Annotated in this window: 24 protein-coding genes; 9 read left to right on the top strand and 15 right to left on the bottom strand. The window is 71.8% G+C overall.

The features are described 5' to 3' along the window. Positions 1-7: 7 nt before the first annotated feature. Positions 8-1,342, bottom strand: a complete 1,335-nt coding sequence (locus AB8A24_RS24890) for an alpha/beta fold hydrolase (protein ID WP_369477705.1) — start codon at positions 1,340-1,342, stop codon at positions 8-10. Between the two features lie 68 nt (positions 1,343-1,410). Between AB8A24_RS24890 and AB8A24_RS24885 the strand changes: the two genes are divergently transcribed. Continuing rightward, complete coding sequence (locus tag AB8A24_RS24885; RefSeq protein ID WP_328964908.1) at positions 1,411-2,028, top strand: TetR-like C-terminal domain-containing protein; 618 nt, start codon at positions 1,411-1,413, stop codon at positions 2,026-2,028. Positions 2,029-2,067: 39 nt separating this feature from the next. On the opposite strand, the gene AB8A24_RS24880 is transcribed toward AB8A24_RS24885, so the two are convergent. Further along, positions 2,068-2,919: a rhomboid-like protein gene (locus tag AB8A24_RS24880; protein ID WP_369477704.1), complete on the bottom strand. Its 852-nt coding sequence runs from the start codon at positions 2,917-2,919 to the stop codon at positions 2,068-2,070. 86 nt (positions 2,920-3,005) lie between these two features. Beyond that, positions 3,006-3,539: a MarR family winged helix-turn-helix transcriptional regulator gene (locus AB8A24_RS24875; RefSeq protein ID WP_369477703.1), complete on the bottom strand. Its 534-nt coding sequence runs from the start codon at positions 3,537-3,539 to the stop codon at positions 3,006-3,008. A 19-nt stretch (positions 3,540-3,558) separates the two neighbouring features. On the opposite strand from AB8A24_RS24875, the gene AB8A24_RS24870 reads away from it, so the two are divergent. The 3 genes from AB8A24_RS24870 to AB8A24_RS24860 all read left to right on the top strand — a co-directional run bounded on the left by AB8A24_RS24870 (position 3,559) and on the right by AB8A24_RS24860 (position 6,266). Next, positions 3,559-4,509: an EamA family transporter gene (locus AB8A24_RS24870; RefSeq protein WP_369477702.1), complete on the top strand. Its 951-nt coding sequence runs from the start codon at positions 3,559-3,561 to the stop codon at positions 4,507-4,509. 55 nt (positions 4,510-4,564) lie between these two features. Further along, entirely contained in the window at positions 4,565-4,978 is a 414-nt protein-coding gene (locus AB8A24_RS24865) for a hypothetical protein (RefSeq protein ID WP_328964904.1), read from the top strand. Positions 4,979-5,066: 88 nt separating this feature from the next. Continuing rightward, a complete protein-coding gene (locus AB8A24_RS24860) occupies positions 5,067-6,266 on the top strand; it encodes an FAD-dependent oxidoreductase (RefSeq protein WP_369477701.1) in 1,200 nt (399 codons plus the stop codon). A gap of 38 nt (positions 6,267-6,304) precedes the next feature. Here AB8A24_RS24860 and AB8A24_RS24855 read toward each other — a convergent pair whose 3' ends face one another. From AB8A24_RS24855 to AB8A24_RS24845, 3 genes are all read right to left on the bottom strand, one after another. Beyond that, positions 6,305-7,144: a polysaccharide deacetylase family protein gene (locus tag AB8A24_RS24855; protein ID WP_369477700.1), complete on the bottom strand. Its 840-nt coding sequence runs from the start codon at positions 7,142-7,144 to the stop codon at positions 6,305-6,307. Between the two features lie 240 nt (positions 7,145-7,384). Continuing rightward, complete coding sequence (locus tag AB8A24_RS24850) at positions 7,385-8,371, bottom strand: MsnO8 family LLM class oxidoreductase (RefSeq protein ID WP_369477699.1); 987 nt, start codon at positions 8,369-8,371, stop codon at positions 7,385-7,387. 86 nt (positions 8,372-8,457) lie between these two features. Continuing rightward, positions 8,458-9,660, bottom strand: coding sequence for a serine hydrolase domain-containing protein (locus AB8A24_RS24845; RefSeq protein ID WP_369477698.1), 1,203 nt, complete (start codon positions 9,658-9,660; stop codon positions 8,458-8,460). Between the two features lie 244 nt (positions 9,661-9,904). On the opposite strand from AB8A24_RS24845, the gene AB8A24_RS24840 reads away from it, so the two are divergent. The 3 genes from AB8A24_RS24840 (at position 9,905) to AB8A24_RS24830 (ending at position 11,685) form a co-directional block, all read left to right on the top strand. Beyond that, positions 9,905-10,078, top strand: coding sequence for a hypothetical protein (locus AB8A24_RS24840; protein ID WP_369477697.1), 174 nt, complete (start codon positions 9,905-9,907; stop codon positions 10,076-10,078). A gap of 161 nt (positions 10,079-10,239) precedes the next feature. Further along, positions 10,240-10,941 (top strand): 2-phosphosulfolactate phosphatase, encoded by a 702-nt coding sequence (locus AB8A24_RS24835; protein WP_369477711.1) that lies wholly within the window; start codon positions 10,240-10,242, stop codon positions 10,939-10,941. 189 nt (positions 10,942-11,130) lie between these two features. Next, on the top strand, positions 11,131-11,685 hold the full coding sequence (locus AB8A24_RS24830) for a YceI family protein (RefSeq protein WP_328964899.1): 555 nt from the start codon (positions 11,131-11,133) through the stop codon (positions 11,683-11,685). Between the two features lie 54 nt (positions 11,686-11,739). Here the strand turns inward: AB8A24_RS24830 and AB8A24_RS24825 are convergent, their stop codons facing one another. The 5 genes from AB8A24_RS24825 to AB8A24_RS24805 all read right to left on the bottom strand — a co-directional run bounded on the left by AB8A24_RS24825 (position 11,740) and on the right by AB8A24_RS24805 (position 16,460). Further along, positions 11,740-13,005 carry an anhydro-N-acetylmuramic acid kinase gene (locus AB8A24_RS24825; RefSeq protein ID WP_369477710.1) on the bottom strand — a complete coding sequence of 422 codons (1,266 nt, stop codon included), beginning with the start codon at positions 13,003-13,005 and terminating at the stop codon, positions 11,740-11,742. Between the two features lie 5 nt (positions 13,006-13,010). Next, positions 13,011-14,333: an MFS transporter gene (locus tag AB8A24_RS24820; protein ID WP_369477696.1), complete on the bottom strand. Its 1,323-nt coding sequence runs from the start codon at positions 14,331-14,333 to the stop codon at positions 13,011-13,013. A 112-nt stretch (positions 14,334-14,445) separates the two neighbouring features. Continuing rightward, entirely contained in the window at positions 14,446-15,156 is a 711-nt protein-coding gene (locus AB8A24_RS24815) for a cytochrome b/b6 domain-containing protein (protein ID WP_328964897.1), read from the bottom strand. Beyond that, positions 15,098-15,763, bottom strand: coding sequence for a molybdopterin-dependent oxidoreductase (locus tag AB8A24_RS24810; protein ID WP_328966101.1), 666 nt, complete (start codon positions 15,761-15,763; stop codon positions 15,098-15,100). Before AB8A24_RS24810 ends, AB8A24_RS24815 begins: the two co-directional genes overlap by 59 nt. A 226-nt stretch (positions 15,764-15,989) precedes the next feature. Further along, positions 15,990-16,460: a DNA starvation/stationary phase protection protein gene (locus AB8A24_RS24805; RefSeq protein ID WP_328964896.1), complete on the bottom strand. Its 471-nt coding sequence runs from the start codon at positions 16,458-16,460 to the stop codon at positions 15,990-15,992. Between the two features lie 237 nt (positions 16,461-16,697). Between AB8A24_RS24805 and AB8A24_RS24800 the strand changes: the two genes are divergently transcribed. Beyond that, the gene (locus tag AB8A24_RS24800; protein WP_328964895.1) at positions 16,698-16,904 is read left to right on the top strand and encodes a hypothetical protein; all 207 of its coding nucleotides are present in this window, start codon (positions 16,698-16,700) and stop codon (positions 16,902-16,904) included. A gap of 283 nt (positions 16,905-17,187) precedes the next feature. On the opposite strand, the gene AB8A24_RS24795 is transcribed toward AB8A24_RS24800, so the two are convergent. From AB8A24_RS24795 to AB8A24_RS24780, 4 genes are all read right to left on the bottom strand, one after another. Next, positions 17,188-17,484 carry a hypothetical protein gene (locus tag AB8A24_RS24795; RefSeq protein ID WP_328964894.1) on the bottom strand — a complete coding sequence of 99 codons (297 nt, stop codon included), beginning with the start codon at positions 17,482-17,484 and terminating at the stop codon, positions 17,188-17,190. A gap of 125 nt (positions 17,485-17,609) precedes the next feature. Then, on the bottom strand, positions 17,610-18,272 hold the full coding sequence (locus tag AB8A24_RS24790) for a methionine ABC transporter permease (protein WP_030728198.1): 663 nt from the start codon (positions 18,270-18,272) through the stop codon (positions 17,610-17,612). Beyond that, a complete protein-coding gene (locus tag AB8A24_RS24785; protein ID WP_369477695.1) occupies positions 18,269-19,285 on the bottom strand; it encodes a methionine ABC transporter ATP-binding protein in 1,017 nt (338 codons plus the stop codon). Before AB8A24_RS24785 ends, AB8A24_RS24790 begins: the two co-directional genes overlap by 4 nt. Beyond that, positions 19,282-20,160: a MetQ/NlpA family ABC transporter substrate-binding protein gene (locus AB8A24_RS24780; RefSeq protein ID WP_328964892.1), complete on the bottom strand. Its 879-nt coding sequence runs from the start codon at positions 20,158-20,160 to the stop codon at positions 19,282-19,284. Before AB8A24_RS24780 ends, AB8A24_RS24785 begins: the two co-directional genes overlap by 4 nt. A 344-nt stretch (positions 20,161-20,504) precedes the next feature. Here AB8A24_RS24780 and AB8A24_RS24775 point away from each other — a divergent pair, with 344 nt between their 5' ends. Then, positions 20,505-20,891 (top strand): hypothetical protein, encoded by a 387-nt coding sequence (locus tag AB8A24_RS24775; protein WP_328964891.1) that lies wholly within the window; start codon positions 20,505-20,507, stop codon positions 20,889-20,891. Positions 20,892-20,934: the final 43 nt, after the last annotated feature.

Genomic DNA, 20,934 nt, shown 5'->3' with positions numbered 1-20,934 from the left:
GCAGGCTTCATCCGTGGTCGCGCAGGAAGGCCGGGATCTCGTCTCGGGTCGGGTGGTTCGGCAGGGGCGCCGGCTCGTCCTGAAGGAACGCGGTGACGACGGCGGCGGCCCGGTCGTTGTTGTCGTCCAGGCCGTTCCACATGCGGTGTCCGACTCCCGGCAGGTACTGCGTGCGCCGGACGGCGGGGTCGTCGCCGAGGATGGCGGTCGCCCATTGCCGGACCTGGGAGGAGCACTCGGCGATCATCAGCATCGTGGGGGTCCGGGACTGCCGCAGGAGGGGCACGAGGGAGGGCGAGTCCTTGACCGTCTCCTGGACGCGGAGGCTCGCAGCGGCGCTGAAGGTGAAGTTCTGTGCGGTGTCCTCGGCGGGGATCCGGTGCGCGTCGCGCGCGCAGTAGGCGGATGCGGTGTCACTGCCGAGGTCGGCGGCCGTGAAGGCGTTGTCCCCTTCGGCCTGTCCGATCAGGCCGGTGTCGGGGGTGAGGAGTCCGAGCCGCATGAGGCCGAACGCCACGGCGTACCGGGGAACGTACGTGGATCGCGGTCCGCTCATGGCCGGCGCCAGGTCCCGGGCGGATTCTCGGCCCTTGTGCCCGGTGACGCGTGCGGTGGGGCCGTCCATGGGGCCGGGCTCGGCGATGATCGCCCGGTGCAGGCGTGCGGCGACGCTCGGGTCGGCCAGAGCTCGGGTGAGCACGACGCCGCCTGAGGAGAACCCGAGGACGTCGACCCTGCCCTGGTCCAGGCGGTCGACGAAGGCAGCCAGGTCACGGACCGACCTGGAGATCGAGTACCGGCCCATGGGGAGCAGGTCGCTCCGTCCGCCACCGGCCTGTTCGTAGGCGTAGACGTCATATCCCTGACGTGCCAGGAGCTGCAGGAACCGGTGGTCGAGCACCGAGATGCCACGGACCGGTCCACCTGCCAGGTACACGAGCGGGACGGGGTGCGCGGTCCCCGGGTTCACGGGCGGGTAGTGGTACACCGCGACCCGGCTGCCCGTGGCCAGGCTCCAGTGCTGTGTGGCCACGAACGGCAGGGCGGGCGGGGGCTGTCGGTCCGTCGGCACGGTCGGGATGCAGACCGCCGCCGCCGATGCCGCCGCGACGACCACCGGCAGGAACGGCACGAGCCGCGCCGGCCCGGTACGGCGCCGTCCCCGCCAGATCGCGAGGACAACCCCGGTGCCAAGGGTCGTCAACCATGCGGCGAGCCCCGAGCCGGCCCCGTTCGTGAGCGCGATCAGCGCGATGAAGACGACGAGCAGCCCCACGACGGCGGCCAAGGCCACCAGTAAGCGTCCGGTGAGGCGGACGAGTCGTAGGACGGATGTGGGCACGGCGAACCTCCGACAGTTTCAGAACGCTGTTTCAAAACGACGTTATCAGAGGGAGTAGGCTGCTCTTCGTGGGTAGGCCGAGAACGAACGACGAAGCCGTCAGAGAGCGGCTTGTGGTGTGCGCGACCGAGATGCTCGCGACGCGTCCGCGGGAGTCGGTGACGCTCCGCGCCGTGGCCGCGGCCGCCGAGGCGTCGACGACAGCGGTGTACTCCTTGTTCGGCGGTAAGGACGGGCTGTTCGGCGCGGTGCGCGACCGAGCCGTCGCCGGCCTGTTCCAGGGCCTGTCGGCGGTGCCGACCTCCGCGGACCCGCTCGCCGACCTCTACGCGCTGGCCGTCGCCTATCGCGGTTGGGGGCGCGGCCACAGCCACCTGTACACGGTGCTGTTCGGCGGCGTGCAGTCCTTCGACCCGTCAGGGTCGGTCGGCGCGGCCGACCCGATCCGTCCGCTCCTCGCGGCGATCGATCGCGGCTTGGCGGCCTCCGTCCTCGCCGGCGAGGCACGGTCGATCGCCCTGTCGATGTGGGGGACCTTGCACGGGCTCGTCACGCTCGAACTGGCCGGGGCCCTCGGCGCCGACACGGCCGAGGCGGCGTTCCGTTCGACGATGCACGCCACGTTGCGTGGATGGACGACCCCGGAGGTGTTCCGCAGCCTCCGGCAAGCCGAACCCGCTCCCTGACCCCGCTCCTTGACCGGCAGGGAGCGGATCGTCGACTCCTCAGACCGATGGCGGCGTCTGCGCTCCGGCCGCCGTTGACGTCGATTCCGCAACGGCGCCCCGGTCCGGGCCGACGTCGCTCGCGGCGGCGGCGGCGGCGGACAACGGTGCGGTGGCGGCGGCGGACAACGGTGCGGTGGCGGCGGCGGACAACGGTGCGGTGGCGCGGACCCGTTGCCGCCGGAAGGCCGGGACGGCCAACAGCCCGAAGCCGAGAACCGCCGCCACGACATGGCCGATCGTGGTGAAGTCCGGCAACGGCGCGGACCAGTCGGCGCCGCCGAGCGGCCATGCGAGGACGAAGACGGCCCAAGGGAGGCGGCCACGGCGCGGCAGGGCGAGCGTACCGAGCGCCAGCACGGTCTGGGCTCCGTAACTGACCCCGTAGTCCAAGGACTGCCGCACCTCCGTCGGATACCAACCCTGCCGCAGCGCGACGATGATGACGACAGCGGTGAGCAGGGTGGCCGCGACATGCCCACCGAGGAAAACGGCTATGGCGCGCCGCTTCCCCCACCGGCGCTCCACCCAGGCCAGGAAGCAACAGACGCCGAGGCCCAAGGTGATGAAGGTACCCACGAAGTCGGTCGAAGCGACGTCCGTGAGCGTGCCGTCGAAGAACAGCACGCTGCCGAGCAGCGCGGACACCGGATGGTCCCGCAGGTTGTCCAGGTTGGTACTGAGGTGGCCCAGCACGTCGGCCGCCCGATCGACGGACAGCCACTGGTCGATCCAGACATGGCCGACCAGGAGCAGGCAGACATAGGCGAGGGTCAACGGCGCGCGGCGCGGGTAGGCCCGCACGGCGCGGAGCGTTCTGCCCGAACGACCCCGCAGTGACTGAGAGTTCATACCGTGGCATTCTCCAGGTCGAGTTGAGGGTCGAGATCGGCGGGTGCCGGAGGACGTCCCGATCGGGGCCGCGTCGCTCCCCCACCTCAGTCCTCCAGGCGGGAGAGCCAGGTGGTGAGCAGCCGTTCGAGCGCCGCGGCCTCCTCGGGCGTCACGAGGTCCAGCAGGCGGCGTTCGTTGCGCATGTGGTCGGTGAACGCCCGGTCGACGAGGTCGCGCCCGGCCGAGGTGAGGGCGACGATCCGGCCACGCTGATCGTCGCCGGAGCGTCGCCGAGTGACGAGCCCGGACCGTTCGAGGCGGTCGATCCGCTTCGTCATCGCACCGGTGGTGACCATGGTGTGCGCGGCGAGCTCGCCCGGCGCCCGCTCGAAGGGCTCACCCGCCCGGCGCAGTGCGCACAGGACGTCGAACTCGCCTTCGCCGAGGCCGTAGCGGTCGTAGACGAGGCGGAGTTCCGCGCCGAGGCGGTCGGCGAGGCGGTGCAGTCGGCCGATCACGCCCTGTGGGGCGACATCGAGGTCGGGCCTTTCGCGGCGCCAGTCGGCCTGGATCCGCGCCACCCGGTCCACCCGGTCCAGCGGTGATCCGTGGTCCCCTGCCGATATATTTGCTTCCATGGAAGCTACAATACCTTCCATGGAAGCAAACACGCGCTGGGTGGCACTGACCGCTGTGGCGCCGATCGCCTGGGGGGCCAACTACTTCGTCACCCACGAGTTTCTGCCGGCGGACCACCCGCTGTACGGGGCCGCCCTGCGAGCGCTGCCGGCCGGCCTGGTCCTGCTGGCGTTGTGCCGCCGGCGGCCGCACGGCGTGTGGTGGGGGCGGTCCGCCGTCCTCGGGCTGCTCAACGTGAGCGTGTTCTTCGTCCTCGTCTTCGTCGCCTCCCAGTTGCTGCCGACGAGCGTGGCCTCGACCGTCATGGCCGTCTCCCCCTTGATCATGATGCTCACCGCCTGGGCCCTGGTGGCCGAGCGGCCCGGCGTCGCCCACCTGGCGGGCGCCGTGATCGGGCTGGGCGGGGTGAGCCTCATGCTGCTCGGGGGCGCGGGCGGGATCAGCGTGCCGGGGGTCCTGGCCTCGGCCGCGGCGGTACTGGTGTCGTCCTTCGGCCACATCCTCGCCAAGCGGTGGAACACCCGTACCGCCGACGCCGGGGTGCTCGCCTCGACCGCCTGGCAGCTCACCGCCGGGGGCCTGCTCCTGCTGCCGGTCGCGGTAGCCGTCGAGGGGGCGCCGCCGCCGATGTCCCCCTCCGCCTTCCTGGCGTTCTGCTACGTCCGCCTGATCGCCACCGCGCTGGCCTTCTCCGCCTGGTTCGCCGGTCTTCGCCGCCTGCCCGCCGGGACGGTAGGCCTGCTAGGACTGCTCAACCCGGTCACGGGTGTGCTGCTCGGGACGGCGGTCGCCGGGGAGGTACTGACGGGCCGACAGCTGTGCGGCCTGGCGCTGGCGCTGAGCGGAGTCGCCCTGGGCCGCCCCTCGGGCAAGGCCCGTCAGGAAAGGTCCCCGGACCGGGTGGCTTCCGGCCGCGCCGACCTCCCACGACGAACGGCCGGCCCCTCCTCACGGTCCTCATGCTCCTGACGACCCCGCGCATATCCGGTCGCCCGGACGGATTCGGTGTGCCAGCCTCACACCCGTGGCTACGGAAACCGAGACAGGAGAGTTGTTGCACCAGCGCGGCTGGCGAACGGCATTCACGGTCGCTGAACGAGTGAACGCGTGGGCGACCCTCGTGAGCGCCGTCGAGCGCGGCTACGACGACCACATCTACGTGTACGCCAACGACCTCTACTGTCGGAACTGGCTGTACGAGGCGTGGCTCCTGCTGGACGAACACCTCGTCCAGCTCTGGACCCCGCAGATCAAAGCTCTGGACGTCCGGTACAAGGCCGCGACCGTGGACGACGACGGCCAGGCGCTCGACCGGTTCCACCGACTGCCCGGCCCCGACCTGTGGTGGTGGCGGCGACACCCCCGCCTCCTCACCGGAGACCTCGGGCGGGCACTTCGCTCGGCCGGAGCCGTCGGCACCGACCCGGACGCAGCATGACGCTCGGACATGGGACGGGCGTCCGTCCCCTGGCCCGACCGTTCTACCGTGGGGGCTCTGGTGGACGTCCCGAACGGAGAGATTGGCCATGACGAACCGTCACGCGGTGGTGGTCGGAGCCGGGATCGGCGGCCTCACGATCGCCGTCGCGCTGCACCGCCGGGGCTGGGACGTCACCGTCTGCGAACGCGCCCCCGAACCCCCCGTCACCGGCGCCGGCATCGGCCTCGCCCCCAACGCCCTGCGCGCGCTCGGCTCCATCGGCGTCGACGTCTCCCGCGCGATCGGCGGCGCCGTACCCGAGACGATGGGTGTGCGCCGCCCGGACGGCCGGTGGCTCACCCGGGCGGGCACCGCCGACATGACGGCCCGTTACGGGATGGCGCCCCTCGCCGTTCCGCGCCCGGCCCTCACCGCCACGCTCTCCGCCGCCCTGCCGCCATCGGCCCTTCGTCACGGCACCGAGGTGACCGGCGTCGACGATGCCGAGGGCCGCCCGACCGTTCGCACGGCGGCGGGCCCCGGCCTTCCCGCCGATCTGGTCGTCGCCGCCGACGGCATCCACAGTCCGCTGCGCCGCGCGCACTTTCCCGCGCACCCCGGCCTGCACTACATCGGCGAGACCGCCTGGCGGACCATCGTGGAGGCGCCGGACCTGCGCATACCGGCCATGAGCGAGACCTGGGGTCGGGGGAAGCGGTTCGGGGTGACCCCGCTCGTCGACGGCCGCTACTACCTCTACGCCACCGCGGTCGTGCCGCCGGACACCCGCTTCGCCGACCCGCGCACCGAACTGCGGCAGCGCTTCGGTTCATGGCACGCGCCCATTCCGGCCCTGCTGGACCGCGTCGGGCGGCTCGACCCTGCCGATGTCCTACGGAACGATCTCTACGACCTGGCCGCCCCGCTCCCGCGCCTGCACCACGGCCGGATCGCCTGGCTGGGCGACGCGGCCCACGCCATGGCGCCCAACCTCGGCCAGGGCGGTTGCCAGGCCATCGAGGACGCCGTGGTCCTCGCCCATCTCCTACCGGCCGGAGAGCGCGGAACGAGCAGGGACGGCGGCGACGGCGCCGATTCGGCTGTTCCGGCCGCCCTCGCCGCGTACACCGCCGCTCGCCACGCCCGCACCGACGCCGTGCGCCTTCGCGCCCGCCGCATCGGACGTCTGGGAGTCCTACGCAATCCGGTCGTGGTGACTGTCCGCGATCTCGCGGTCCGTGCCACCCCGGACCGTCTGGCCCTGCGCGGCATGGACGACCTCTTCAACGGATTCCGCCTGCCCTAGGCCGGCCCAGGGCAGGCGGGGGCGGCCCCGGACCCGGTCTACGGGGTGGTGCGGGCCGGGAAGGAGAAGCTGTAGCCCTGCTTGCTGAGCCAGGGCAGGTACTCCTTCAGCGCGGCGACGGTCTCGCTGCGGTCGCCGCCCCCGTCGTGGAAGAGGACCGTAGGCTGCTGCGGGAGCTTGCCCTCCACCGTGGAGAGGATGGCCTTCAGGCCCGGCCGGCTCCAGTCCTGCGGGTCGACGCTCCAGCCCAGCGGCCGCATCCCGCTCGCGGCGGCGATCGCGCGGCTGTCGGGGGTGAAGGCACCGCCCGGCGCGCGGTAGTACGTGACGGGGACCCCGGGCACCGCCTTCTCGATCATGGCCTTGCCGTCGAGGATCTGCTGCCGCTGGTAGGCGACGGGCTTGTGGTCCATCGTGACGTCGTGGTCGACGGAGTGATCACACAGCTGATGTCCGTCGGCGGCGACCGCACGCACCAGCTCCGGGTACTTCTGCGCCTTGGTGCCGATCATGCAGAAGGTGGCCTTGACGTGGTGCTTTCGCAGCGTCTCCAGAACCTGGGGCGTCCAGCGGGGGTCCGGGCCGTCGTCGATGGTGATCGCGACCTGGCGGCCCGCACCCTGCGCCAGCCTGGATATCCCCAGCGGGACCCCGGTGCCGCCATGGGTGGCGCTCCGGGCGGCCTCCTGAGCGGCTCCATGGGCGGCACCTGCCGTTCCGGCCGGTGCGGAGTTGCCGACGGGGGGTGCGTCCGGTGCGCGGTCCGCCGAGCCGTCCGTGGCGGCGTGAGCGGGAGTGCCGGCTGCCGCCAGGAGGCCGAGAACGGCGGCCGCGTACCCCGCCCGACGACGACGTGCGGAACTGGTGGTGATGCGCATGGACGTGCTTTTCCTTTGCCCTCAGCCCCCGGATCACGCTGGTCGATCCAGGCTAGGTCATCCGTTCGGAGCCCCTCCTCTGCCGAATGGCCCATTTTGTGTGGCTCAGGGCACACGGGCTCCTCCGCGGGAGGGCGACAACCTCGGAGCGCCAACGGCTGTGGCCGCCTCCGTGGTGCCGCGTCGCCTGTGAGCAGTGTCACGGCCCCTCGCCGCGGCGGTGGCGCCGGTGGACACCCCCTACGGTGCCGTCGCCGCTTCCCAGTGCTTCGCGATGAGCGCGTACGAGGCGATGCGGTCGCCGAGGTCGTAGACGGGCGTGGCCAGCATCAGCTCGTCCGCCCCGTTCTCGGTGGCCAGGTGTGCGAGCCGCTTCACGACGGTCTCCGGCGCGCCGACGGCCTGCTGGGCACGGAAGCCGGCCAGGGCGTGCCGTTCCTGTTCCGTGAAGGGGTGCCCGGCCGCCTGCTCGCGGGTCGGGAAGGGCATCTGACTCTCCCCCTTCAGGAGGCCGGCCTTCACGACGTTCATCGGCCCCGCACGCCGTACGGCTTCCTCCTCCGTCTCCGCGCACACCGCCTCCACGCACAGCAGCACGCGGGGCCGCTCGCACCAGCGGGACGGGGAGAAGGCCGATCGGTAACGCTCCAGAACCGCAGCGGTGTTGTCCGGGCGGATGTGGTGGGCGACCGCGACCGGCAGGCCGAGTTCCGCGGCGAGCGCCGCCCCCGCGGGGCTGGAGGCCAGCAGCCACGGCTCCGGCAAGGGGCCCAGCGCCACCTCGTCCACCAGGAACGACAGGATCGCGGCCACGTCGTCCCGGTACTCGGCGTCCGTCGCCGGGCCGGCGCCGCGACGCAGCGCCCGCGCGGTGGCGTCGTCGAAGGTGCCGGGTCCGCGACCGATGCCCAGGTCGATGCGGTCCTCGTGCAGGGCGGCCAGCGTGCCGAACTGCTCCGCCAGCGCGAGGGGGGCGTGGTTGGGAGCCAGCACTCCACCCGAACCGAGCCGGATGGACGCGGTCGACGCGGCCGCGTGCGCCGTCAGGACGACCGGTGGGAAGGCGCCGATCGCGGGAGAGTGGTGATGCTCCGCGTACCAGAGGCGGTGGTAGCCGAGGTTCTCCAGTCCTTGGGCGAAGGCCGTGGTGTCCCGCAGGGTGTCCACGGCTCGGGTGCCCGTTTGCACCATCGCGACTTCCAGCGCTGAAAGGGGTATGTCGAGCATGGCGTCAGCATAGGGATCGCGGGTGGCGGCGCGGGCGAGCGTGATCGTTTTCGCGCCACACCGCCGCACCGCCAAGTCGCCGCGTCTCAGTGCCCCTTGAGCAGGGCGCAGACGAAGTTCTCCTGTACGGTGCGCAGTCGGGCCAGCAGCGCGGGCTTGTTGCTCTTACTGGTCTGGGTGTTGATCGAGAAGGTCAGCGACCGGGTGCCGTCGGGGGTGGTGGCGGCGAGCTGGGTGTACCCGGGGAAGTTCCCGGTGTGTCCGTAGAGCACGCCGCAGCGGGTGGTGTACTGGAAGAGCGCCAGCCCGGCGGCGTTGGTGCCGGGACCGGCGGGCTCCGAGGAATCGCCGGGCCGGAAGGTCAGCTGCTCCTTGCGGGTCTGCGCCGACAGCATCGAGGGGCCGCCGTAGGCGCGGATGAAGGTGCCCAGTTCCTTCGGGGTGGAGACGATGCCACCGGAGGCCCAGACACCGGAGGCGCCCAGGGCCTCGCTGATGTCCTCCGGTTCGGCCGGCGGCTGGACGTCGTAGCCGTGCAGGTACGGACGCGGGAGCCGGTACCCCAGGGGCAGGCTCGTGCGGTGCAGCCCCAGCGGGCGGTACACGAGCTCCTTGAGGAGGTCCTCGTAGCGGCGGTCGGTGACGGCCTCGGCCATCAGCGCGACGGCGATGTTGTCCGAGTTGGAGTACTCGTACAGGGAGCCGGGGGCGAAGAGCAGCGGCTCGTCGGCCACGAAGTCGAGCAGGGTGCGCGGGTCGAACACGTGGCGCGGGTCGGCGTTGAGGATCTCCAGGAACCGGGGGGCGGTCGAGAAGTCCGGCAGGCCGCTCGTGTGCTGGAGGAGCTGGCGCAGCGTCACCGCGTGCCAGGCCTCGGGCTGGTCGGGCAGGCGCTCGCCGATGGTGTCGTCGAGGGAGAGCAGGCCTTGGTCGACGAGCTGGAGGGCGACGGCTCCGCTGAACGCCTTGGCGATGCTGGCGATGCGCATGTGGTCGTCGGGGTGCGGCGGGCGACCGGTCGCGATGTCGCCGACTCCGGCCGTGTACACCTCCGTACGGTCGCCCCGGGTGAGCAGGGCGATCACCCCGGGCGGGCCGTCCTCCTGGGCGACCAGCGCGTCGAGCTGCCGCTGGAGGCCCTTGTCGTGGCTCTTGGGCCCGTTGCCCGGGCCGGGGTCAACGGCCGCCTGCGCGGGCTGCAGCAGCCCTCCGAGCGCGGCGGCGGTCAGGACGGTGGCGGACAGTCCGGTGCGGAGGCGGCTCCGGCGGGCGCGGGCACGGGTCGGCATGTGCGTGGCTCCTGGTGTGCGCGGGGACGGCCGGGGCGGGCGGCGCCCGGCCCGGCCCAGCAGTAGCAGCCCGAGCGGCACCCCGGGGCCGCGGCGCGCGCCGCGACCCCCCGGTTGGCTCCGTAAGTCGCCGTGGTCCGGCCGGGAGTTCGCTTCGACCGTCCGGAAGCGCGACGCGAGAGGTGGACCAGCGCAGTCCCTGCCGCTCGACCTTCCGTGGCCCACCTGGGAGGGACAGGGCCCGTTGTCCCACATCGCCTCGCTCGACTGCGCGGCCCTCGTGGCGGCCGGCGACTGCGGACTCGCCCCGCCCCACTCCGGAGCCCGGCTCTTCTTCCCCTACGACGGCCGCCTCGACAGCGGCGACTCCCCCGTACGGCCGACGGCGGGCTGTTCACCAAGGGCCTCGTCGACCTGACGGCGCGGCCCTCCGCCCCTCACCCTGGGGGCCGCGCCGCGGCAGCAGTTCACGACCGCCGGGGGCACGCGACACATCCGGCCGCCGTCATCGTGAAGGCCTCGATGTGCAGCGCATCACCCTCCGGGTCCATCGGGCCGGGCATGCCCGATCATGATCGGATGGACGCTCGTTTTCTTGGTATCGCCGAGCTGGTCGAAACCCCGCCCGTGGCGGTCGTGGTCGACGTCATGCGCGCTTTCACCGTGGCTGCCTGGGCCTTCGCCCAGGGCGCGGAAAAGATCGTTCTCGCCGAGTCGCTGGACGAGGCCCTCGCGCTCAAAGCGCGCCACCCCGAATGGGTGGCGCTCAAGGACGGTCCGCCCGCGCCCGGGTTCGACATCGTCAACTCGCCGGGCATGCTGCGGTCCATGGACCTCGGCGGACGGACCGTTGTGCAGAAGACCACGGCAGGGACGGTCGGCGCCCTCGCGGTCAAGGATGCGTCGCTGGTGCTGTGCGCCGGCTTCGTGGTGGCGGAGGCAACGGCTCGGGTCTTGCGGACACATGGGTGTGACCGCGTCACCTTCGTGGTCACCGGCGAGGACGGGCGGGCCGAAGAAGATCTGGCGTGTGCTCAGTACATCGCTCGAAGGGCCACCGAGGCGGAGACGGACGCAGCCGAGTTCCTCCGCCGCGCCGGCGAGTCGCGCGCCGCCGCCGAGCTGGTGGAGGGCGTACGACAAGGAGTCCATCCCGATGACGTCGCCCTCTGCCTCGAGCTCGACCGCTTCCCCTTCGCCATCGTGGCGACCTCGGAAGGCTCGCTCATGGTCCTCCGTCCGTACGCCCCGCCTCCGCCGGCCGACGAGGCGTCGATCTGATCGCCGACGAGCGGCCGCGGGGGTCGGCTGCTGCTCTCCACGGGTGAGGCGGGGCGCCGGCCGGAGTGCACTCCGGCGGCGCCCCGGGCGTCCGGCCGGGTCGGGACCGGTTCGCGCCCTAGCGTGGGTCGGGAAGAATCCGGCGTACCGCCGCCGGGATTCTTCCCGACCCACGGAGGAACGTCACCCATGACCGCCACCATCCAGGAGCTCACCGGGGACTACGTCCTCGACCTCGCCCACACCCGGATCGGCTTCGTCGCCCGCCACGCCATGGTGACCAAGGTCCGCGGCGCATTCCACCAGTTCGAGGGCACCGCCCATCTGGACGGTGGCGATCCGGCCCGCTCCACCGCCCAGGTGGTGGTCAAGACCGAGAGCATCGACACCGGCGTCGAACAGCGGGACCAGCACCTACGCACCAACGACTTCCTAGACGCTCCCAACTTCCCCGACATCACTTTCCGTACCACTTCGGTCGAGCCGCGCTCCGACTCCGAATACCGCGTCACCGGCGATCTGACCGTCAAGGACACCACCCGCCCGGTCACCATCGACTTCGAGTACACCGGCAATGCCGTCGACCCCTACGGCAACCTGCGGGTCGGTCTGGAAGGGTCGGTGACCATCTCCCGCAAGGAGTTCGGCGTGACCTGGAACGCGGCCCTGGAGGGCGGCGGTGTGCTGGTCGGCGACAAGATCGTCCTGGAGTTCGACATCTCCGCGATCAAGCAGGGCCAGTAGGGCTGGTAGGGCTCTGGTAGGGCTCGCACGGCCGGCGACGCCGGTCCGGCCGCATCACCGTAGGTGGTCCGGCCGGACCGGGCCGGGCCCGCCTTCGACCGTCAGCCGGACGGGCGCCGTCGCCGGTGGCCGTGGCAGGCGCAGGCCCGGACCGCCGGGCGTGATCGAACCGAGGACGCTCGCGCGCCGGGCGCCGGTGCACGAGGGGACGGTGCCCGGCAGGCCGTGCGCGGTGAGCCAGCCCAGTACGGCGAAGGCGTACGCCTCCTTCGCCCCCGCGGGCAGCCCGAGTTCGTCCGAGGACCGCACCACGCACCCACCGCGCCCGCCGACCCCGTCGGCCCGGCCTTCGCCCAGTTCCTCCCGCAGCCGGTCCATCAGCACCGGGTTGCGGGTCCCGCCTCCCGACGCGATCACCTCGGTCGCCCCGAAGGGCCGGATAGCGTCGGCGACCGTCCGGGCCGTGAGCCGGGTCAGCGTGGCGACGACGTCCTCGACGGACAGCGGCTCGCACGAGTCCAGCGCCGCGCGCAGATAGGGCAGGTGGAAGAGTTCCTTGCCCGTCGTCTTCGGTGCGGGACGGGCGTAGTACGGGTCGGCCAGCAGCCGTCGCAGCAGCGGCAGATGGACCGTGCCCCGCGCGGCGAGGGTCCCGTCCACGTCCATCGTGGGCGCGTCGCCCGGGGCGGCGCGCCCCGCCAGAGCAGTCACCGCCGCGTCGATCAGCGCGTTGGCGGGGCCGGTGTCGAAGGCCAGCGGTTCGCCCCCGGTACCCGCCACCCCGCCCGGCACGACCGTGACGTTCCCGATCCCGCCCAGGTTGAGTGCGACCGGTACCCCGGGCCGTCCCCGCAGCCACATCACGTCGACGATGCTGACCAGCGGCGCACCTTGCCCCCCGGCTGCCACATCGCGGGTACGGAAGCCGGAGACCACGGGCCGGCCGGTCGCCTCGGCGATCCAGGCCGCCTCGCCGATCTGGAGGGTGCCGTGCACCCGGCCGTCCTCGGCCCAGTGGAAGACGGTCTGCCCGTGCGACGCCACCAGGTCGGCCCGTCCGCCGCACAGCTCCTCGTCGGCCCGCACCGCCGCCGCGGCGAAAGCCTGTCCGATGCGGGTGTCGAGCCGGCACACCGTGGCCAGGTCCGCCCCGGCGGGCGGCAGGGCCCCGGCCAGGTCCGCCCGCAGGTCGTCGTCGTACGCCGTGCTGATCATCCCCAGGGGCGTGAGCACCAGCGTGTCACCGTGCAGGGAGAGGTCGGCGGCCGCCGCGTCGATCGCGTCGTACGACGTGCCCGACATCAGCCCGACCACGCGCAGCGCGCTCACCTCAGCGCCCGCTCGTGGTCGTCGCCGCGCAGCGTGAGCAGCGCGACGGCGCTCACCGCGCAGGTCGTCGCGGCGTAGTACCCGGGGACGTCCACGTTCCCGGTCCGCTCGACCACCTCCGTGATGATCAGTCCCGCGCAGCCCGAGAACACGGCGTTGGACAGCGCGTACGCCAGCCCGAGCCCGGTGCAGCGCACCCTGGCCGGGAACATCTCGGCAAGCATCGCGGGGCCCGGACCCGCCATCAGGCCGACGCCGGCCCCCGCGGCGAACAGCGCCGCCCCCTTCACGTACGCCGGCCCGTCGGGGTCCTGTACCAGGTGCAGGAGCGGGAGCGCGAGCACGGCCGTCAGCAGGGCCCCCGCCACCATCACCGTGCGCCGCCCGATCCGGTCGCTCAGCCGGCCGGCGGGGAGGATCGACGCGGCGAACCCCAGGTTCGCCAGGACGGTGGCGAGCAGTGCCCGCTGGAAGCTGGTGCCCAGCGTGCTCTGCAGGTAGGAGGGCAGGACCACCAGGAAGGTGTAGCCGGCCGCCGACCAGCCCATCACCCGCCCGACGCCCAGCACCACGGCCCGGACCGTCTCCCGGGGACGCGCCCGGGGCAGTCCGGGGGCGGGCGGCCCGGTCGGTACGCGGCCGGGCGGTTCTTCGGCGGGAAGCCGCAACCGCAGCCGCAGCGCGAGGAGCCCCAGCGGCAAGGTGAGCAGGAACGGCACCCGCCAGCCCCACCCGTGCAGCTGCGACGGGGTCAGTACGCTCGCCAAGGCCACCGCCACCGCGGCGCCCCCGAGCAGGCCGAGCGCGACCGTGAACGACTGCCAGGCCCCGTACAGGCCCCGGCGGCCCGGTGGCGCGCATTCCGTCATGACGGAGACCGCCCCGCCGAACTCCCCGCCCGCCGACAGCCCTTGCAGGATCCGTAGCAGCGTCAGGAGCCACGGCGCGGCCGCGCCGATCGACGCGTACGTCGGCAGCAGGCCGATCATCGCCGTGGCACCGGTCATCAGGCAGACGACCAGGACGAGCGCGGGCCGCCGGCCCACCCGGTCGCCGAACCGCCCGAACACCGCGGCCCCGACCGGCCGGAAGAAGAACGCCAGGGCGAACGACGCGTACGCCTTGACGAGCCCCTCCACCTCGCTGCCGCCCACCGGGGTGAAGAACTGCGCCGCGATGACGGTGGCGAAGGAGCCGTAGATCCCGAACTCGTACCACTCGATGAAGTTGCCGACGGATCCCGCCACCAGCGCCCGGCGAGCGTCGTCCGGCCGGACCGTCGCAGGGGGCCGCACCGGACCGGGGACAGGTGTGCTCATGGATCAAGCGTGCTGACCTCGGGGCGGCTCCACAAGCACCGTCCGCCATCTGCCCTACACCGGCTGCGGTCCGTGCGCCCCGGGGTGCACGGACCGCAGCCGGTGCATCGACTCATCCGGCGTCCGTGCCGCTCTCCGGCCGTTCCGCGCGTCCGCCCTTCGGCTCGTCGCCGAGCCACAGCGGGTGCTCCCGCTCCGCCCAGGGGCGCTCGACGGACCCGGTACGCATGCCCCTGCGCGCTTCCGGGTCGGCGAGGGCCATCCTGATGTGCCCCGCCAGCACCACCCCGATGGCCAGGGCCAGCCAGTCGTGCACGAAGGTGGCACTGGTGCGCCACACCAGGGGTGTCAGATGCGTGAACCACATCAGCAGACCGGTCGCCAGCATCACCAGGACGGCGCCCGCGATCCACGAGGCGTAGATCTTCTGGCCGGCGTTGAACTTCCCCGCGGGCCGGGATCCGCGCCGGCGGTCGCGTCGCCGCACCGCGCGCAGCCACTTCCTGTCGTGCGGCCCGAAGCGGTTCAACCTGCGGAGATCGGCCCGGAAGGCGGGGGACGCGAGACCGAGCAGGAACGGCGCGGGCAGCAGGATGCCGGCCCATTCGTGGACCGTCACCACGAGATGTCTGCGGCCGACCAGTTCGGCGAGCTGCGGGACGTACAGCGCGGCCGCGGTCGCCACGCACAGCAGCGTCAGTGCGGCGGTCGCGCGGTGGACCCAGCGCTCGGCACGGGTGAACCTGGCGACCCGTCGGGCCGGTTCAGACGGTGGGGGTGTCACTGCGTCCGTTGGACCCGCCGACCCAGGCGTCGACGTCATAGCCCCGCTCCTCCCAGTAGCCGGGGCGCACCTCGGAGGTGACGGTGATCCCGGAGAGCCATTTCGCCGACTTGTAGAAGTACATCGGCGCGACGTAGAGCCGGACCGGGCCGCCGTGCGCATGGCCGACCGGCTCGTCCTGCATCTGCAGACAGACCAGCACGTCGTCGCGTCGGGCCTGCGGGAGCGTGAGGCTCTCGCTGTACGCGCCGTCGAAGCAGGTGAAGCGGATCGCCTTGGCCTCGGGATCGACACCGGCGGCGTCCAGCAACCGGGACAAAGTGACGCCGGCGAAGGCGGTCTCGGGGACCCGCCAGCCGGTGACGCACTGCACGTCCCTGACGACACGGGTCTGCGGCAGCGCGCGCAGGGCGTCGAGGGTGTACGTCGTGGGGCGCTGGACCAGGCCGTCGACGGTGAGTCGGTAGTTCTGCTCGTTCTTGCGCGGCACCGAGGTGGCGACGGAGTAGTAGCGGAAGCCGCCTCCGTTGGGCAGCAGCCCGGTGAGCCCGGTCGGGTCCTTGTCCGAGGCGGCCCCGAGGAAGGCTTCGATCCCGCGCTGTACATACGGTGCGGCAACGAGGCCCCCGGCGCCGAGCCCGAGCATGCCGAGCACCAGACGGCGACCGACGGGGGTTCCCTCGAAGTCGGGGTGGTCTGTCGTCACCCCTCGATTCCAACACCCCGGGGTGCGGGACACCAGAAGGATCGGCGCGACGTCAGACTTCCGTCACAGTTCCCGCCGGTCACGGGGTCCCGCCCGCGCCGACGACAGGGGCGTGGCTCCGGCGGACTGCCACCCGGCCGGAGCCACGCCCCTGTCCCCTGGTTGCTCAGGCGCTCTCGGCGGCGAACATCCAGTGGTGCTTTTCGAGGTCGCCGGTCAGGGCGATCAGGAGGTCCTGGGTGACCGGGTCGGGGTCGTCCGTGGCCCGGATGCGGTCGCGCATGCGGGTGATCACCGTACTCAGAGCGTCGACGAGGATGCGGACGGCGTCCACGTCCTTGATCCAGCCCTCCGGCACGCCGGTGATCGCGGTGGTCGACGCCACCGTCGCGGCCCGGCCGTCCGGGGTGATCCCGAGGGCGGAGGCGCGCTCGGCGACCACGTCCGAGTGGGTACGCGCCGTGGTGACGACCTCGTCCAGCTGGAGGTGCACGGACCGGAAGCGGGGTCCCACCACGTTCCAGTGCACCTGCTTGGACACGAGCGAGAGGTCCACCAGGTCCACCAGAGCGCCCTGCAGCGCTTCACCGACGACCTTCAGGTCCGCTTCCGGGAGGGCGTTCTTGACGACGGACACAACGTCTCCATTCATATCGGGACAGGGATCGACAAAACCTCGGCTACCCGTTACGAGCGACACAAAACGGTTCCGCGTTCCCGGCTGGTCCGTTCGGTCGTAGCCGGACGGCCGCAGCGCGGGCGCCGGTGACGCCACGATGCGACGTACCGGCCGTCGACGCTCCGATCTTGACTCCTACCCCGCCCCGCCGGAGACTCGACACACTTACTGATCTTCACCGGGGGGCTGAAGAACTTGATCGTCTTCTATGCGTGCGCGGGACTACCCATCGCCGCGCTGGTCGCGTACCTGCTCTGGAGCGACCGAGCCACTCGCACCAAGAACCTCGACGGGTTGCAGACGGAGGACAAGGCTCGACAGCAGGCCCGCTTCGACAAGATGTCACCCGCGCGCAGGCTCTACATCCCGCCGAACGAACTCAACCGTCGCAACCGTCGCTGAACCCGGCCTTCGGCCGGGTCGGACCAGGTCCGATCAGGTCAGGTCCGATCAGGTCGGGCCAAATGCCCGAGCAACAGGTCGACGAGGCGTTCCGGTCCGCGGAGCGGCAGGTAGTGGTCGGCGTCCGGGACGACCACGCCGTGGGCGTCGGGTAGGTCGGCGACGAGCCGGTCGGCGATCGCCCCGATCTGCCGGCGTGCGCTCTCATGAAAAGATCATTTCAGAGCCGTCGGTACGGGCGCCGGGCGCCCAGGCAGGCCTGGGCGCCCGGATCGACCGGAGTTCACTCCTCGTGGACGTCGCAGTCGGTGTAGACGGTGGGCCTCGTCATCAGTGTCGACAGCCGCGCGGCCAGTTCACCGGTTTCGGGCGCGTTGCTGTTGGCCATGGCCTCCTCGTACGACGCGAACTCGACGACGGCCAGATAGCGGCGGGGGTTGGCCCGGTCCTGGAGCAGGGTGCGGGTGGTCGGGGCACCGGCGCGGGCCTGCGAGCGGGCCTGCTCCTCGTAGGCGCGCAGCAGGTCGCGCACCTCGTCGATGCGCTCCGTCTCGAAGTCGACGATCTGGGCGAAGTTCATTCTTCGGTTCCTCCTGGCGTACGGCGGTCCCCGCGGACGCGGTTCTTCCCTCCCCCCTCGCCCAAGCAAACACCCTGGGAGTGCCGCCGGCCCGGTTCACACGCCCGTCGCCCTTCGCGCTCGGGTCAGCGGCGGAGCACCTTGCGGGACACCAGGTTGCCGAGCAGCTGCGCCGACTGCACCAGGGCGATCAGGACGAGTACCGTCACCACCATCACCGAGGTGTCGAAGCGCAGGTAGCCGTAGGTCATGGCCAGGTTGCCGACACCTCCCCCACCGACCGTGCCGGCCACCGCCGAGAAGTCGATCAGTGCGACCAGCATGAACGTCAGGCCGAGGACCAAGGGCCCCAGGGCCTCCGGAACCAGCACCGTGAGCAGGATCCGCAGCGGGCTCGCGCCCATGGAACGGGCGGCCTCGATCACGCCGGGTTCGACGGAGAGCAGGTTCGACTCGACGATGCGGGCGACCCCGAACGTCGCGACGACCGTCATCGGGAAGATCGCCGCGTTCGTGCCGATCATCGTGCCGACCACCTCGCGCGTGACCGGTGCCAGCGCGACGATCGCGATGATGAACGGGACGGGCCTGATGATGTTGATGAGCGAGCCCAGGACCGCGTGGACGACCCGGTTCGGCAGGACGCCGCCCTTGCGGGTCGCGTACAGGGTGAGGCCCACCGCCAGCCCGCCGGCCGTCGACAGCGCCAGGGTGATGAGCACCATGTAGACGGTCTCGCCGGTGGCATCGAGGACCTTCGGCCAGAACGTGCTCCAGTCCGCCTTCATCGGGTGCCCGCTTCCACGCGGTCGGTGACGGCGAGTCCGGCGACCACGGCGTCGACGGCGTGGGTTTCGCCGCGCAGCTCCAGGGTCACGCTGCCCAGGGGGCGTCCCCGTACCTCGCCCACGCCTCCGTGGACGAGTGTGAAGTCGACACCGTGGGCGTGCAGGAGCTTCGAGAGACCGTCCAGGCCGGGGCGGCCGTCGGCGACGGGCAGGGTGATCAGGCGGCCCGGGTGGCGGGCGCGGAGCCGTTCCAGGAGCGCGGCGTCCGGCTCGCTGTGCCGCGCGGAACGGACGAAGGCGGCGGTGGTCGCGTGGCGGGGCCGGGCGAAGACCTCGTACACCTCGCCGCTCTCGACCACCTTGCCCTCCTCCATCACGGTGACGCGGTCGCACAGGGTCCGGACGACATCCATCTCGTGCGTGATGAGCAGGATCGTGACGCCCAGCTCGCGGTTGACGCGACGCAGCAGGGCCAGTACCTCGCCGGTGGTCTGCGGGTCGAGGGCGGAGGTCGCCTCGTCGCACAGGAGCACCTTGGGGCGGGTGGCGAGCGCGCGGGCGATGCCGACGCGTTGGCGCTGGCCGCCCGAGAGCTGCTCGGGGTAGCGCTTGCCGTGGCCGGCCAGGCCTACGAAGTCCAGCGTCTCCTCGGCGCGGGCGCGGGCCGTCGCGCGGTCCGTGCCGGCGAGGCGCAACGGGTAGAGCACGTTGCCCAGGACGGTGCGTGAGCGGAAGAGGTTGAACTGCTGGAAGATCATGCCGATCTCCCGCCGGACGGTGCGCAGGCGGCGCTCGCCGAGGGACGAGAGGTCCTGGCCGTCCAGCAGGACGCTGCCCGAGGTCGGCTCCTCCAGGCCGTTGACCAGGCGCAGGAGGGTGGACTTGCCCGCACCGCTGTGGCCGACGACCCCGAAGACGGTGCCCGCGTCGACGGAGAGGCTGACGCCGTCGACGGCGCGCGATCCGCCCGGGAACTCCTTGGCGACGTCGCGCAGTTCCACGGCGGCGGTCATCGTCCCAGCTGCTTCTGGATGCGTGCGACCTCGGCCTCGAGGTCGGCGGCGGGCAGCTCGATGTGGTGCGCGGTGCCGTTGCTGGTGCGGCGGACCTCGTCCTGCACGGCCTGGGAGGCGTACAGCTCGACGACCTTCCGGTAGTCGGCGTCGTCCTTGCGGTCCGCGCGGGCGGCGATGACGTTGAGGTACGGGACGGACTGCGGGGCGGCGGGGTCGTCCTTGAACAGCGCGGTGTCGGCCTTGATGCCGGCGAGCTCGGCCACGCCGTCGTTGATGACCGCGGCGTCCGCGTCCTGGAGGGTACGGGGGGTCTGCTGGGCGTTGACCGGGGTGAGCTTGAGGTGCTTGGGGTCGGCGGTGATGTCGTCGGGGGTGGCGAAGAGTCCGGCCTCGGCGCGGAGCTCGATCAGCTTCGCCTGTTCCAGTACGCGCAGTGCGCGGCCTTGGTTGGCGGGGTCGTTGGGGAGGGTGACTTCGGCCCGGTCCGGGAGATCGGCGAGCTGCTTGTGCTTGCGGGAGTAGAGGCCGAGGGGGACCACGGTGGTCGCCGCGATGGGCACGATGTCGGTCTTGTTCTCGGTGTTCGACTGGGCCAGGAAGACCAGGTGCTGGAAGGCGTTGAGCTCGATGTCGCCGGCGCTGAGGGCCTTGTTGGGGAGCGAGTAGTCGTCGAAGACGACCGGCTCGACGGTCAGGCCCTGCTTCTTGGCCTCCTCGGCGAGGACGTCCCATTCCGGGGAGTCGCCGGAGACGCCGACCCTGATGCGGTGGGCGTCTGCGCCTCCGGCGCCGCAGCCGGACACGAGCAGGGCGAGGGCGACGGCGGTGGACGCGGCGAGCAGGGTACGTCGACGCGGCAGTGCAGAAATCATTGTGTGATCCATGTGCAGAGGAAGACCGAACCAAAGGGATGAACGAACCGTAGATCGAATTCGCCATTGGACCTTGGAAAGAAAGGTTCTCTTCATGAATCTGAAACGAATGAAAGAAGTCCCGGTCCTGCGGCCCGGCCTCCGCGACCGACGCCGGGGACGCCGGGCCGTGCGGACGGCGCGACGCCCTCCGACGGCCGAACCGTCCGGGCCACCCGGGTGACCTTCGGCACCGGTTGGCCCATGGCGGACCGGCGTGGCGACCGCGCCACGGTGCGCGCCGGTCGAATGTGGGCGGATCGTCCGCAACTCGCTGTAGGACGCCTCCGCCGGGAGTATCAGTCATGCATCGTTTCGTCGCCGTACTGCCAGCCGCCCTCGCCCTGACCGGGGCCCTCGCCGCCCCCGCGGCCTCCGCCCCCGCGGCCGACCCGAGGCCGATCACCTCCCCCTATGTCCAGGCTGCCGCGGATGTCACGGCCTCCGGGTGGCTCAGGCGGTCGAAGAACATCGACTGGGTACGCCACGTCAACACCGGCCGGTACTGCGTGAATGTCAGCGAAGAGGTCAACCTGGCCTTCAGCGTCGTCTCCGTAGAGCTGCCCAATTCCAACCGTCGCAGCTTCAGCACCACCCCCAACCGCATCTGCGGCCCGGACGCCGTCACGGTCAACACCTACGACCTCCGCGGCAATTACGCCGACAACCCGTTCACGGTCATCGTGTTCTGACCGGCTGCGCGTGGCCCCCGGAACGCCTGCGGTGACGGCTCGC

The organism is Streptomyces sp. BF23-19 (genome assembly GCF_041106355.1).
Lineage (GTDB): Bacteria > Actinomycetota > Actinomycetes > Streptomycetales > Streptomycetaceae > Streptomyces > Streptomyces virginiae_A.
The sequence above is the reverse complement of the archived record's forward strand: the minus strand, read 5'-3'. Positions and strand labels throughout refer to the sequence as shown.